The following is a 13,685-nucleotide window of genomic DNA, read 5'->3' as shown; positions in this document are numbered from 1 at the left end:
GGTCAGGCGGTGGCGGGGCCGAACCAGCGGGTGAGCGCCGCGTCCAGAGTCGGCTGGTCCTGGCCGAGCCAGGCCACGTATCCGTCCGGGCGGAGCAGGACGGCGGGGGCGTCGAAGTCCTCGGCGGGGTCGGTGACGTGGTCGACGCGGTCGGCCCAGCCGGCCGCCGAGAGGACGCCCCCGGTGGTGTCGAGCAGCAGGGCCCGTCCGCCGTGCATCCGCTCGTACAGGCGACCGCTCTTCAACCGGAGGTCCCGCAGCCGCCGTCCGAGCAGCTCGGGACCCTCGCCGAAGTCGTAGCGGACACCGACGCCGAAGACCAGCTCGGTCATGTAGCGGTTCACCTCCTCGAAGTCCATCAGCGTGGAGAGCAGCTCCCGCAGCGCGACCGCACCGGGCTCGGAGCCCAGCAGCGTCATCTGGGCCCGGGTGTTGGCCAGCACCCGCGCGCCCACCGGGTGGCGCTCGGCGTGGTAGCTGTCCAGGAGGCCCTCGGGGGCCCGGCCGTGGACGGCTGCGGCGAGCTTCCAGCCGAGGTTGTAGGCGTCCTGGATGCCGAGGTTGAGGCCCTGCCCGCCGGTGGGCGGGTGGATGTGCGCCGCGTCGCCGGCCAGGAAGGCCCGGCCGACCCGGTAGCGCTCGGCCTGCCGGGTCGCGTCGCCGAAGCGGGAGAGCCAGCGGGGCGAGTGCGCACCGAGGTCGGTGCCGGCGATGGCGCGCAGCTGCTGCCGGAACTCCTCCAGGGTGGGGCCGTCGGCGCGGTCCTCGGCGACGTCCGGGGCGGGCACGATCACCCGGTAGAGCCCCTCGCCGCGAGGGACGGCGCCGAAGCGCAGCTCGGTTCGGCGGACCCGGGCGACCACCTCCTCGACGGTCGCCGGATCCTCCGCCAGCGACAGCTCGGCGAGCAGGGTGTCCACCCGGGACGGCTCACCGGGGAAGGCGACACCGAGCCGGCGGCGCACCGTGCTGCGGCCGCCGTCGCAGCCGACCAGGTAGCGCGAGCGCAGCCGGGTGCCGTCCGCCAGTTCGACCGTGACCCCGTCCTCGTCCTGGTCGAGCCCGGCCACCTCCTGGCCGCGCCGGACCTCCGCGCCGAGCTCGGCGGCGTACGCGCCGAGCAGCCGCTCGGTGACCGGCTGCTCGACGGACAGGCCGTAATCGTGGGCGGTGTCCATGGTCTCCGGCCACGGCTTGTGGATGTGGCCGAAGAAGCCGCCGACCCGGAACTTGCGGCCCTCCGCGAGGAACCGGTCCAGCAGCCCGCGCTGGTCCATCATCTCCACGCTGCGCACGTGCAGGCCCTGGCCCCGGGACTCCGGGGTCGGCTCGGTCAGCCGCTCCAGGACGACCACCCGGACGCCTTGCAGCCGCAGTTCGATCGCCAGCATGAGGCCGGTCGGCCCGCCGCCGACCACGATCACGTCGATCATCGGAACAATCCCCCAGTGAGTGTCGAACGAGGCCGGACGTTCGGACAATGGCCCGCGTACGGTGCGAACCGTACGAATCGCCAGGTTCCGGCCTCGGTCGACGATTGTGCGCCCCGAGGGGGGCCTTGCCGCAAGGCCCCCCGTGCGCGGTACCTTGACAGTGGCGGGGAGGCTCTGACCTCCCTGCCTTCGCTGTCCACGGGAGCCCACGGCACCCGCCGGACGTTGCCGGGCGCCGCGGGGCGGTCGACTGCATCCGGGTCAGTCGGCCAGGGCACGGCGCAGGACGGCGCCGAGTTCGGCGTGCTGGCGCTGGGAGATGTCGGCGGACACGATCGCGTGCGAGCCGTGGAAGGTGCCCGGCCACTGGTGCACCTCGACGGAGACGCCCGCCTGGAGCAGGCGCAGCGCGTAGCCGAGGTCCTCGTCGCGGTTGGGGCAGTACTCGGCGGTGGCGATGTAGGCCGGTGGCAGGCCGGTGAGGTCGGCGGCGCGGGCCGGGGCCGCGTACGGGGTGGCGGGCCGGCCTCCGAGGTAGTGCCGCCAGGCGTCGATGGCCTTGGCGCGGTCGAACCAGGGCGTGTCGGTGAAGTTCCGCGCCGACCAGGTGTCGTGCCGGTCGTCCAGGCCGGGCTGGTTGAGCAGTTGGAAGCGGATCGCCGGCCCCTGCTCGTCGCGCGCCCGCAGGGCGAGCCCTGCCGCGATCCCGGCGCCGGCGCTGTGGCCGCCGACCGCGATCCGGTCCGGGGCGACGCCGAGCTCCGCCGCGTGGTCGACCGTCCAGCGCAGGACGGCATGGGCGTCGTCCAGAGCGGCCGGGTACGGGTGCTCGGGCGCCAGCCGGTAGCCCACCGAGACCACCACCGCGCCGGAGCCGACCGCGAGCCGGGCCGCCCACGGGTGCTCGGTCTCCACGGTGCCCATGACGAATCCGCCGCCGTGCAGCCAGACGACCGCTCCCCGAGCCCCGGCGGGCCGGTAGATCCGGACCGGGACCGGGGGATCGGCCGGCACCGTACGGTCCTCGACAACCATGTCCCCGAGGTCGGGGACCGGTACGGAGGCGGCGAGTTCGGCGAGTTGCCTGCGGGAGTCGGCCGGGGAGGAGAGGTCGGACTTCGGGAACAGCGGGACGAAGGCTTCGAGTTCGGGATCCATGCCGATCATCCTGGCGGCCGCCCGGGGGCCGGTCATCCGCCGTCCGTCGCGTCTCCCGCGCCGATCGCGCGCCGATCGGCGCGGGAGACGCCGGGCCGGCCCCCCTATCCTGCTGGGATGGAAGCACTGGCCGTACGGCTGTCGGGGTTCGATCCGTACGTCGACGGCGCGCTCCGGATCGTCACGTTCTACGACACGCTGATGCGCCGTCGGGTGGACCTGCCGGCCCTGGCGCGGGCCTCGGCGGGGCTCGCCGAGTGCGTGACCGGGATCCGGTTGCACGGCACCGGGCGGGTCACCAGGGTCTCACCGCACGGGACCGAGCTTGCCGCCGCGCCCGCACCGGCCTCCAGCGAGGCGCCGGTCACCCTCGACGACGAGGAGATCGGCACGGTGTGGCTGGAACGCCCGGGCCCGGCGGGCCCGTTGGACGAGGTGGTGCTCGACCGGCTGGCCATCGCCGTGGCGGCCGCCGTCGAACGCTACGGCCCGGCCCGGACCACCATGGCCGATCCCGCCCTGGTGGAGCTGGCGATCAGCCCGGACGGCGACGAGGCGGCCCGGGCCCGGGCCTTGCGGCTGCTGGGCTTCGCCCCCGGGGCGTTGGTGGTGGCCGCGGTGCGCTCACCGCTCCCGCTCGACCGGGCCGCCGCGCTGTGCTTCCCGGGCGTTCCGGTGAAGGCGGCGCCGCTGGCGGACGTGGGCGCCGTACTGGCGGCCGCCCGGGAGCCGCTGCCGGACCTGACGGGGCTCCCCGCCGGGTTCCGGGTCGGCGTCGGCGGGGCGGGGAGCCCGGAGCGGTCCTGGCGCGAGGCCCGTACCGCGCTGCGCTTCACCACCGCGCGCGAACCCGTCGTCCGGTACGCGGAGTTGGGCGCGCTGGCGCTGCTGGCCGAGGTGCCGCCGGAGGCCGTGCGGGCGAACGGCGATGTGGCCGCGGTCGGCCGGATCGCCGACGGGCCGGAGGACCTGGCGACGCTGGACGCCTACTGTGCCACCGGCTCGCTGCGCCGGGCCGCCGAACTGCTCCACCTGCACCACAGCAGCGTGGCCCGGCGGCTGGAACAGCTCGCCAGGGTGCTGGGCTTCGACCTCGCCGAGCCCCAGGGGGTGACCCGGGCGAGGCTCGCCCTCGCCGCCTGGCGGCTGTCGCGGGACTGATGCGGGGGCGGTGCGGGCGGTTCGTCAAGGCGGCCCCGCCGCCGGGTGGGCCGTCGCTGGGCGGGCCGTGGCTGGATGAGCCGTCGCTGGGTGGGCCGTCGCTGGGTGGGCCGTCGGTCAGAGGCCGAGGGAGTCGGCCGTCTCCTCGGCAGTCCAGGCGAAGAAGTCGGTGGCCGGGTCGAGCGAGCCGACCAGGTGGCCGTGGAGTTCGAAGCCGATCAGGCCGATGAGCTGGATCCAGGCGGAGACGGCGCGGGCCAGGGTGGGTGCGGGGAGCTCGGGGGCCGCGAAGGCGGCGAGGTTGGCCAGCTGCTCGGGCAGGGCGCCCGGGAGGGTGGGGCCGGCGGGGGTGGGGCGCAGGGGGGCGGCGCGGACCACGCCGAGCAGGGCGAGGGGGAGGCGGGCGGCCGCCTCGACGGTGGTCTCGGGGGCGGCGTAGCCGGGGACGGGGGTGCCGTAGATCAGCGCGAACTCGTGGGGGTTGGCCCGGGCCCAGTCGCGGGTCGCCTGCCAGCCGGCCCGCCAGCGCTCGCGTGCGGACGCGCCGGGCTCGGCCGTGACGGCGTGCTCGGCGGCCTCGCCGAGCTCGGTGTAGGCGTCGATGATCAGCGCGGTGAGCAGCTCGTCGCGGCTGGCGAAGTAGCGGTAGAGCGCCGAGGAGGCCATGCCCAGCTCGCGGGCGACGGCGCGCAGGGACAGCTGCTGGGCGCCCGCCGAGGCGAGCTGTCGGCGGGCTTCCTGCTTGATCTCGCGGGTGAGTTCCTCGCGGGCCCGTTCGCGGGCGGTGCGGATCGCTGGCATGGGGGCAGTCTGCCACAGATCGGATCGGTGCACGCATTCGAGAGCAGTGCTCTTGCTTTGCGGGGTGGCCGGTGCCATGCTGGAGTCGTCGCCGAGAGCAGTGCTCTCGAATCGAAGCGGCAGTCATGGAACGGAAACGAGGAATCCGATGTCCCAGCCCAGCCACTCCGCCCAGTCGCCCGACCCCGCCACCCGCCTGGTGGCGCCCACCACCCGCCTCGGCATCGCCACCGGCAAGCTCCTCAACTCCGCCGTCGCCACCCTCACCAAGGCGGGCATCAGCCTCTGGGGCTCCCGGGTCCTCGCCGTCCGCGGCCGCAAGAGCGGCGAATGGCGCACCACCCCCGTCAACCTGCTCACCCACGACGGCGTGCAGTACCTGGTCGCGCCGCGCGGCCACACCCAGTGGGTGCGCAACCTCCGGGCCGCCGGCACCGGCGAACTGCGGGTCGGCCGCCGCACCGAGACCTTCCACGCCACCGAACTCCCCGACGCCGACAAGCCCGAGGTGCTCCGCGCCTACCTGCGCCGCTGGAAGTGGGAGGTCGGCTACTTCTTCGAGGGCATCGACGCCGACTCCTCGACCGCCGACCTGCTCCGGATCGCCCCCGGCTTCCCTGTCTTCCGCGTCGCAATCGGCTGAGCGGGGCCGTCGCGCGCGCGTGCGTCAGGTGGTCGGTACGAGGTAGCGGAGCTTGCTCCCCTCGGTGGCGGTCAGGCGGCCGCCGTTGGCCTCGATCACGCGGCGGGAGGCCGTGTTGGTCTCGTCGCAGGTCAACAGCGCGTCGGTGACGCCGAGTTCGGCGGCCACCGGCAGTGCTGCGGCGAGCATCGCGGTCGCGTGGCCCCGGCGGCGGGCGCCGGGGCGGACGTCGTAGCCGATGTGGCCGCCGATGCGTTCCAGGTTCGGGGTGAGGTGGTGGCGGATCGCCAGCCGCCCGAGCAGTTGGTCGCCCTCGGCCCACCACAGGGTGGTCATCGGTACCCCCGCGTCCGCGCGCATACCCGCCTCGGTCCGCTCGGCGACAACGCGCGCGACGTACGCGGCGAAGGCCTCGGGGTCGGTCAGGGCGGCCGGGTCCACGTCCCTGACGAACCACGGGACGGCCTGGCCGGGTTCGGCGTGGAACTCGGCCACCGCTGCCAGGAACGAGGTCCGCAGCCGTACGGTCGGGGTGATCAGTTCGGGCATCGCGCCATGATGCCCGACCGGTCGGACCACCGTCACGGTTCGCGCCGCAACCTCTGTCGGCGTCGGCCCGGTGGTCGCGGATGCTCGTCGTCGTCGGGCACCCAGCCGGCGAAGGCGCGGAGCGGCACCTCCGTCGCGTTCGCCCCGGCGAACCAGTGCACCCAGTCGTTGCCCTTCTCCAGCAGCGCGCAGGTGGCGCGGTACCAGTCCTCGCGGTCGAGGAGGGCGAGGTGGGCGGCGAGGAGGGAAGCGCGTTGGGCCTCGGTGCACCCGGAGTCCTGGGCCGGGGCGGTGGTGAGCTGCCGGGTGAGGGCGGCGAGGGTGGTGAGGCGGCCGACGGTCGGGCGCAGGGCGGACACGGCACGGAGGTGGGCCCTGAGCACGGTGGCGGAGTGGGGGTAGTGGCGCAGGGTCGTGCCCATGCCCGAGGCGTACGCCAGCATGGCGAGCAACCGGCCGGTGTGGTCCAGCAGTTCGTGATCGGCGGCGAAGTGCTCGACCTGCTCGTGGAGGCGGGCGGTCGTGGCGACGGTGCCCGCGAAGTAGCCGTTCAGGAAGTCGCCGTCGATGGCCCTGCGCAGCAACCAGGGACGGGCATCGGGGTGGTCGAGGCGGCAGAGCGCCTCGACCACGTAGACCCGGCCCCAGCTCGCCGTCCGGTCGGCGAGCCAGAGCAGGGACCGCGCGCTCGGGTCGAGGCGTTCCAGCGCGTGGGCCGCGAGCGGGCCGAAGTGGTTGGACAGCAGCCCGATCGTGCGGACCAGGGGGATGTCCTCGGCCGTGCCCGTGGCCGCGAGCAGCGCGAGGCCGACGGTGACGGCGCACTGGTCGTCGCCGTGGCGCACCAGCCACCGGCCTGCCGCCCGTACCTGGTCCGGGTCGTGGCGCAGGGCCGCGGCGGTGATGCCGTCATCGGGATGGATCGGGACGTGGACGTCGTGGAAGGCCGGGGCCAAGGCCTCGGGCGGCGCGGAGGGCCGGGCGAAGTGCGCGTCCAGGACGCGGACGACGCCGACGCCTTGGGTGCCCCGCCCGAGGGGGCGTTCAGGGCCGGGACCCTCGTGCAACTCCGCGTCCGGGAACGGCTCCCCGTCGCGCGGGAGCGGGTCGTCCGGCGTCAGCCGGTGGAGTCGGAGCGCGTGGTCGTACAGTCCGGGGCGGTGGTCGGGCGACGGGCGCCCGTGCGTGGCGCTCACCAGCGGGTGGCGGGCTCGATTCTCGTGATCATGGCTCAGATGGTGGCACCGGGCGGTTCGTTCGGGCAAGTGCTTTTCCGGCGACGCCCGTTCGACGCGCCGATCGGCCCGAGGAGAGCCGCTGTTAGCCTGATCGGCATGATCATGCGGAGATCCGGAAAACGGACGGGCGACGGTGCGACCTCAAGGCCGCAACGGGCCCTGATCACGGCCAGTTTCGTCAGCAGGGTGGGCAACGGCCTGTTCAACACCGCGTCGATCCTGTACTTCACGCTCGTGGTGCACCTGCCCGCCGCCCAGGTCGGCGCGGGACTGACGATCGCGGGCCTGTGCGGGCTGGCCGCGGGCATACCGGCGGGCAACCTGGCCGACCGGCACGGGCCGCGCACCGTCTGGCTGGTGGGCCTGGCCCTGCAGGCCGTGACCATGGCGTCCTTCGTGCTGATCGACGGCTGGGCGGCGTTCACGCTCGTCGCCACGCTGGACCGGCTGGCCGCCACGGCGAGCGGCGCGGCGGGCGGGGCGATCGTCGCACGGGCGGGCGGTGACCGTCCGGCCGCGTTCCGGGCCAGGCTGCGCACCTTCGTCAACCTCGGCGTGGTCGTGGGTACCCTGGGCGCGGCCGTCGCCATCCAGATCGACACCCGTGCCGCCTACACCGTGCTGATCCTCGCCAACGCCGCCAGTTTCGCCGCCGCCGGGCTGATCGCCTTCCTGGGTGTCCCGGACTACCGGCCGCTGCCCCGGCCGGCGGAGCACCGCCGGTGGTCCGTCCTGGCGGACCGGCCGTACGTGTCCTTCGTCGCGCTCTACAGCGCCATGGGCCTCCAGTACCAGACCGTCTCGGTGCTGCTGCCCCTCTGGCTGAGCGCCCACACCGACGCACCGCGCTGGACGGTGGCGGCGGTGTACGCCGTCAACAGCGCTGTCTGCGCACTGCTCCAGAGCAGGATCGGATCCACGGTGGAGACCCCGCGGCAGGGCGGCCGCGCCCTCCGGCTCGCCGGGCTGCTGTTCCTGGTCAGTTGTCCGCTGATGGCGCTGACCGCAGACGTCCCGGTGTGGGTCGCGCCGGTGCTCGCCGTCCTCGCGGTGGGCGTCCACAGCGTGGGCGAGGTGTGGGAGTCCTCGGGCGGCTACGCGCTGGCCTTCGGCCTGGCGCCCGACCACGCCCAGGGGCAGTACCAGGGCCTGTTCGGGATCGGCTTCGACGCGGGGCAGGCGCTCGCCCCGGCGGTCCTGGCCGGTGCGGTCCTGGCGCTCGGACAGCCGGGCTGGTTGCTCCTCGGGGTGTTCTTCGCCGCTGTGGGCGCGGCCGGACCGCCGGTGGCCGCCTGGGCCGAGCGGAGCCGCCCCGTGGCGCCCGAGCCGGCCGAGCGGCAGGGCGGGTCCGCGCCGGTGGAGGCCGACCGATAGCGTCTCGTGCAGATGCCGCCGTGCTGCGGGGGAGCCGGCCACCGTGGTCGGGGAGGCCACCGCGGTCGGGGAGGCACCGCGGTCGGGGAGGCACCGTGGTCGGGGAGGCCACCGGACCATGCTGGGCGCACCGCCGAGATCGGCGAACGCACCCCCCGCCCGCGCCCCCGGACCAGGCCGACCGGCTCCGAGCGCGGCCCCCGTCAGCCCTTGCCGCCCGCCTTGAGCACCTGGGCGGCCGCGACGCCGGCGGCGCTGTTGCCGTGGCCGCCGCCCTCGACCTCGGCCGCGACCGCGAGGTCGTTGCGGTAGGCGATGAACCAGCTGTTGGTGGCCTGGCCCGAACCCGCCTCGACGGTGCCGGTCTTGGCCCCGATCTGGCCGCCGAGCCCGGACATCGGGGCGCGCGCGGTGCCCTGGGTCGCCGTTCTGGCCATCATGGAGCGCAGCCCCTGGGCGACGTCGCCGGGCAGCTTCCCGGGGGCCGTCACACGCTTGGCGTCCTCGCGGAGCACCGGCTGACGGAACGTTCCGCTCTGCACGGTGGCCGCGACCGAGGCCATCAGCAGCGAGTTCACCTGGATCTGCCCCTGGCCGATGTACGCGGCCGCCGCCTCGTCCTTGTTCCCCGGCACGGGGATGGTGGCGTCGCGGCTCGGGATGCCGATCCGCCACTGCAGCCCGAGGCCGAACTGGTCGCGGGCGACCGAGCTGAGCGTGCCGAGCTGGAGCTTCTCCAGGCCCTTGTCGATGAAGCCGGTGTTGCAGGACTGGATGAAGTCGTCGCTGAGGGTGTAGTCGAGGTGGCTGCCGGGCTCGTCGTTGTGCCAGCTCCTGGGGGAGTTGGTGGTCTCCTTGCAGGGCGCGGCGGTGTCCGGGGTGACCCCGGCCTCCAGCAGCGCGGCCGCGGTGATCACCTTCATCGTCGAACCGGGCGCCTGCCCGCCGCCGACCGCGCGGTTGAAACCGCCCAGCGGGGCGTAGGCCATCGCCAGGATGTTGCCGGTGCTCGGCTGGACGGCCACCAGCGAGGCGGGCTTGCCGTTCGCGGACTGCTGCTTCACCGCCTCCTCGGCGACCTGCTGGAGGTCGGCGTCCAGGGTGAGCTTGACCTGCGGGGCGCTCGGCGGGGTCAGCACGAACAGCTGCTCCGTCTGCTGTCCGCCGCCGGAGAGCACCACGGCCTGCCCGGTGACGACCTTGGCGCCGTCGGGCGGGGCGATCTGGGGCAGCACGGACTGCAGCGACGGGAACGCGTCCAGCGGCCGCCCCTTGCGGTCGGTGGGCTTGGACACCGGGTCGGGCAGGGCCTTCACGGCGATGGTCCGGCCGGCGGCCAGCTTGGGGTGGACCACGGTCGGCGCCCAGCGCACCAGCAGCCGCCCGTCGGAGGCCCGCATCACGCCGAGGGTGCTCTCGTACTCCCAGGCCTGCGTGGTGCCGTCGAACTCCGCCCGCACCCGGTAGCCGACGGCGGGCTCGCGCGGCGTGCCGACGGGCGCGGGGCCCGTCCCGGTCAGGGTGAGGGCGCGGGCGGACACGTTGTCGTGGAACGAGGCGAGCGCCATCCGGGCGGCCTCCGGGCGGTCGGTGAGCCCGGCCGCGACCGTGAGGTCGCCGCGGCCCCAGGCCGCCAGGAAGTCCCTGGCCACGGCGTCGGCCTGTTCGGCGGTGGGCGGAGCCTGCGGCTCCTTGGCGGCCGTCGGGGCGGCCTCGTCCCCGGTGCGGGTGGAGCCGCCGGTCACGGCGCTCATCACGTTGTAGGCGCCGTACCCGCCGACGACCAGCAGCGCGGTGAACACCCCGCCGACCGCCACCAGCCAGATCCGGCGTGAGCGCGAGCGGCCCGGGGCCTCCTGGTGGCCGTCGGCGGAGACGAGGTGGTCGTCGTGGCCGTGGTCCTCGTGGCCGTGGCCCTCGTACGGTTCGTACGCTTCGTGCTCGTGGTGCATGGTTCTGTGTCCCCCCTGGGCGCTTCCGGTGCTCGCGGGCCCGTCCCGGTACCGGCGGATCCGTCCGTGCGGCCGCCTGTCCGGTCGTTCGGGCGCGGACCAGCCTAAGCGTCGTCGATCGCTCGTTCGACGGCAGGGTGTTTGCCAACGCTTGACCTGGGGATGGCGCGGGGAGCCGGCCGGTCAGCGGCCGGTGGTGACGACCATGCGGAACCGGGCCTTCCCGCTGCTCATCTTCGCCACAGCGGCGGCGGTCTCCGCCAGCGGGAGCTCCTCGATCCAGGCCCGGACGCCGGTGCGCTCGGCGAAGCGCAGGGTGTCCTGAGTGTCGAGGGCGGAACCGGAGGAGTGGGCGTAGACCTTGCGGTCCGCGGCGATCAGCTGCAGCGGGCTGATGGCGAGCGGGTCGGGGGAGACGCCGACGACGACGAGTTCGCCGCGGCGGCCCAGGCCGTCGACGGTGGCGGACATGGCGTCGGCGTCGGTGACGGTGGCCAGTACGACCTTGGCCCCGCCGAGCGACTGGAGGGCCTCGGCGACGTTCCCGGCGGTGCTGTCCACGTAGTGGTCCGCGCCGAGCTGGTACGCCAGCGGTTCTTTCTCCGCGCCGCGCGCGATGGCGACCGTGCGCAGGCCCATGGCGTGGGCGAACTGGACGCCCAGGTGGCCGAGGCCGCCGAGGCCGAGCACCGCCACGGTGTCGCCCGGGCGGGCGGCGGAGCGGCGCAGGGCGTTGAACACCGTCACCCCGGCGCAGGCCAGCGGCGCGGCCTCGGCGGCGGTCAGGCCGTCGGGCACGGCCGCGAGCGCGTCGGCGGGCACGATGACGGAGTCGGCGTAGCCGCCCGGGTAGGCGGCGCCGGGGACTTTCAGGTGGGGGCAGAGGATGGCGTCGCCGTCGCGGCAGGCCTCGCAGCGCCCGCAGCTGCCGCCGAACCAGCCCACCGCGACCCGGTCGCCGACCCGCCAGCCCTCGACGCCGTCACCGAGGGTGTCGATCCGGCCCGCGATCTCGTGACCGGGGGTGACCGGGAAGGTGGTGCCGGGCAGCAGGCCACCGGCGATCAGCAGGTCGGAGTGGCAGACGCCGCACGCCTCGACGGTGATCCGGACGGAACCGGGGCCGGGGGTGCGCAACGGGACCTCGACCAGCTCGGGCGTCCCGCCCGGGGCGGCGACGTGGACGGCGCGCACGACGCCGTCGGCGGAAGCGGGGGTGGACGTGGGAGTGGGGGTGGTGGCAGCCATGGCGATCCTTCTCACGGAGGTCGGCGCGGGACGGGCCCGCGAACGCTGACCACACCAGCTTGCTGCGTTCCCCCGAGGTCGGCCACGCGCTGCCGGTCCCGTGCTGCCGGTCCCGTACTGCGGCCCGTGCTGTCGGTGCTGCGTCGACGGCCCGGAACCGGGCCCCGCCGGCCTCAGGCCTTCTTCACCACGCTGGACTTGAGCTGCATCGCGCCGAAGCCCTCGATCCGGCAGTCGATGTCGTGGCCGTCGACACCGTCGACCAGGCGGATGTTGCGGACCTTGGTACCCGCCTTGATGCCCGAGGCGCTGCCCTTGACCTTGAGGGCCTTGACGACGGTGACGGTGTCGCCGTCGCTCAGCACGTTGCCGACCGAGTCCCGGACCACCCGCTCGCCCGCGCCGGCCTCGGCGTCGGAGTCGCCGGGTGCCCACTCGTGGCCGCACTCCGGGCAGACCAGCAGGGCGTTCATCTCATAGGTGTACTCGCTGGAGCACGAGGGGCACGGCGGGAGGGTGTCGCTCATGGGTGCGGGCTGTCCTGTTCTGTCCGGTCGGCACGGGGTCGGCGGCACGCCAGCCTGTATGAACTTGAAGAATTTTTCAAATCAACATCCCGGCGCGCGTCCGCTCCGTTGTCCCGGCGCGTGCCCGCTCCGTTCGCGCCGTGGACGCGGACGCTCCGGACTGATATCCAGACCCTGGCAGCCGGGCCCGCGGGCGGTCGGGGCCGGACGGACCACCAGGAGAGCAGGGGCGATGCGCAGGATTCTGATCGTCGGCGCCGGACAGGCCGGCCTCCAACTGGCCCTCGGGTTGCAGTCCCACGGCTACGACGTCACGCTGCTGACCAACCGTGACGCCCAGGAGGTGCGGGACGGCCAGGTGCTGTCCAGCCAGTGCATGTTCGACTCCGCACTGCGCCACGAACGCGCCCTCGGCCTGGACCTGTGGGCCGGTGCGGCGCCCCGGATCGAGGGCATCGGCCTGTCGGTCAGCGGCCCGGGCGCGGCCAGGGTGATCGACTGGACCGGACGGCTCGCCGCGTACGCCCAGTCCGTCGACCAGCGGTTGAAGATGTCCACCTGGCTGGAGCTCTACGCCGAGCGCGGCGGCCGGCTGGAGGTGCGGCAGGTGAGCGCCGCCGACGTCGAACACCTCGCCGGCTCCTACGACCTGGTGCTGGTCGCCTCGGGAAAGGGTGGACTGGCCTCGCTGTTCGAGCGCGACGAGGAGCGCTCCCCGTTCCGGCGTCCACAGCGCGCGCTCGCCGCGAGCTATGTGCACGGGCTGGCGCCGCGCCCCGACGAGGAGTTCCCGGCGGTGCGCTGCAACCTGGTGCCCGGCGTCGGCGAGTTCTTCGTCGTACCGGCCCTGACGGCCGCCGGACCCTGCGACATCCTGCTCTGGGAGGCCCAGCCGGGCGGTCCGGCGGACGCCTTCGACGGGCTCCGCGACCCTGGCGAACACCTGCGGATGACACTGGAGTTGATGAAGACCTTCACTCCTTGGGAGTACGACCGCGCCCCCGCCGGCGTCGAACTCACCGACGCCGGCGGCACCCTGGCCGGCCGCTTCGCCCCGGTGGTCCGCCGGCCGGTCGGCGAACTGCCGGGCGGCGGCGCGGTGCTGGGCGTCGCCGACGTGGTTGTCACCAACGACCCGATCACCGGGCAGGGCGCCAACGCCGCCGCCAAGTGCGCCGCCCGGTACCTGGAGGCGATCCTCGCGCACGGCGACAAGCCCTTCGACCGGGACTTCCAGCAGGCCGCCTTCGACCGCTTCTGGGCGGAGACCGGCCGGGCCGTCACCGACTGGTCGAACGCGATGCTCCGCCCGGCACCCCCGCACGCGATCGAACTGTTCGGCGCCGCCGGTCGGTTCCCGGCCGTGGCCGACCGGTTCGCCAACTGCTTCGACCACCCGGAGGACGTCGAGGAGTGGCTGCTCGACCCGGAGAAGGCCGCAGCCTACCTGGCGTCCCTGGAGGCGCGGGGCTGAGCACCGCCGGGGGCATCCGGTACGGGAATCCGTCGGGCATCCGTCGCGGGAATCCGTCGGGCAGCCGCCGGGGGCATTCGTCGGGCATCGGCCTCGAAGGGGTCACGACAGGGTCAAGCTCTCACCA

12 protein-coding genes are annotated in these 13,685 nt (G+C 74.4%); 4 read left to right on the top strand and 8 right to left on the bottom strand.

Annotation, left to right across the window (positions count from 1 at the left end; genetic code table 11):
* Positions 1-2 precede the first annotated feature (2 nt).
* Positions 3-1,433: a rifampin monooxygenase gene (gene rox, locus AB0F71_RS12000; protein ID WP_360231393.1), complete on the bottom strand. Its 1,431-nt coding sequence runs from the start codon at positions 1,431-1,433 to the stop codon at positions 3-5.
* A gap of 261 nt (positions 1,434-1,694) precedes the next feature.
* Positions 1,695-2,591 (bottom strand): alpha/beta hydrolase, encoded by an 897-nt coding sequence (locus AB0F71_RS11995; protein ID WP_360231390.1) that lies wholly within the window; start codon positions 2,589-2,591, stop codon positions 1,695-1,697.
* A 117-nt stretch (positions 2,592-2,708) separates the two neighbouring features.
* Here AB0F71_RS11995 and AB0F71_RS11990 point away from each other — a divergent pair, with 117 nt between their 5' ends.
* Positions 2,709-3,752 (top strand): helix-turn-helix domain-containing protein, encoded by a 1,044-nt coding sequence (locus AB0F71_RS11990; protein ID WP_360231387.1) that lies wholly within the window; start codon positions 2,709-2,711, stop codon positions 3,750-3,752.
* 117 nt (positions 3,753-3,869) lie between these two features.
* On the opposite strand, the gene AB0F71_RS11985 is transcribed toward AB0F71_RS11990, so the two are convergent.
* Entirely contained in the window at positions 3,870-4,553 is a 684-nt protein-coding gene (locus AB0F71_RS11985) for a TetR/AcrR family transcriptional regulator (RefSeq protein WP_360231384.1), read from the bottom strand.
* 148 nt (positions 4,554-4,701) lie between these two features.
* Here AB0F71_RS11985 and AB0F71_RS11980 point away from each other — a divergent pair, with 148 nt between their 5' ends.
* Complete coding sequence (locus tag AB0F71_RS11980; protein ID WP_360231380.1) at positions 4,702-5,196, top strand: nitroreductase family deazaflavin-dependent oxidoreductase; 495 nt, start codon at positions 4,702-4,704, stop codon at positions 5,194-5,196.
* Positions 5,197-5,220: 24 nt separating this feature from the next.
* Here the strand turns inward: AB0F71_RS11980 and AB0F71_RS11975 are convergent, their stop codons facing one another.
* Together AB0F71_RS11975 and AB0F71_RS11970 are read right to left on the bottom strand one after the other, a co-directional pair.
* The gene (locus AB0F71_RS11975) at positions 5,221-5,745 is read right to left on the bottom strand and encodes a GNAT family N-acetyltransferase (RefSeq protein ID WP_360231377.1); all 525 of its coding nucleotides are present in this window, start codon (positions 5,743-5,745) and stop codon (positions 5,221-5,223) included.
* A 32-nt stretch (positions 5,746-5,777) separates the two neighbouring features.
* Positions 5,778-6,941 (bottom strand): hypothetical protein, encoded by a 1,164-nt coding sequence (locus AB0F71_RS11970; RefSeq protein WP_360231374.1) that lies wholly within the window; start codon positions 6,939-6,941, stop codon positions 5,778-5,780.
* A 138-nt stretch (positions 6,942-7,079) separates the two neighbouring features.
* Here AB0F71_RS11970 and AB0F71_RS11965 point away from each other — a divergent pair, with 138 nt between their 5' ends.
* The gene (locus AB0F71_RS11965; RefSeq protein WP_360231371.1) at positions 7,080-8,357 is read left to right on the top strand and encodes an MFS transporter; all 1,278 of its coding nucleotides are present in this window, start codon (positions 7,080-7,082) and stop codon (positions 8,355-8,357) included.
* 203 nt (positions 8,358-8,560) lie between these two features.
* On the opposite strand, the gene AB0F71_RS11960 is transcribed toward AB0F71_RS11965, so the two are convergent.
* From AB0F71_RS11960 to AB0F71_RS11950, 3 genes are all read right to left on the bottom strand, one after another.
* A complete protein-coding gene (locus tag AB0F71_RS11960) occupies positions 8,561-10,309 on the bottom strand; it encodes a penicillin-binding transpeptidase domain-containing protein (protein ID WP_360231368.1) in 1,749 nt (582 codons plus the stop codon).
* 183 nt (positions 10,310-10,492) lie between these two features.
* Complete coding sequence (locus AB0F71_RS11955) at positions 10,493-11,557, bottom strand: alcohol dehydrogenase catalytic domain-containing protein (RefSeq protein ID WP_360231365.1); 1,065 nt, start codon at positions 11,555-11,557, stop codon at positions 10,493-10,495.
* 173 nt (positions 11,558-11,730) lie between these two features.
* Positions 11,731-12,084 carry a zinc ribbon domain-containing protein YjdM gene (locus AB0F71_RS11950; protein ID WP_360231362.1) on the bottom strand — a complete coding sequence of 118 codons (354 nt, stop codon included), beginning with the start codon at positions 12,082-12,084 and terminating at the stop codon, positions 11,731-11,733.
* A 232-nt stretch (positions 12,085-12,316) separates the two neighbouring features.
* Here AB0F71_RS11950 and AB0F71_RS11945 point away from each other — a divergent pair, with 232 nt between their 5' ends.
* Positions 12,317-13,558 carry a styrene monooxygenase/indole monooxygenase family protein gene (locus tag AB0F71_RS11945; protein WP_360231359.1) on the top strand — a complete coding sequence of 414 codons (1,242 nt, stop codon included), beginning with the start codon at positions 12,317-12,319 and terminating at the stop codon, positions 13,556-13,558.
* The last annotated feature ends 127 nt before the right edge of the window (positions 13,559-13,685 follow it).

The sequence above is a fragment of the Kitasatospora sp. NPDC028055 genome (assembly GCF_040637885.1).
GTDB lineage: Bacteria > Actinomycetota > Actinomycetes > Streptomycetales > Streptomycetaceae > Kitasatospora.
Note: the sequence above shows the minus strand (reverse complement) of the source record. Positions and strands in the feature narration are given on the sequence as shown.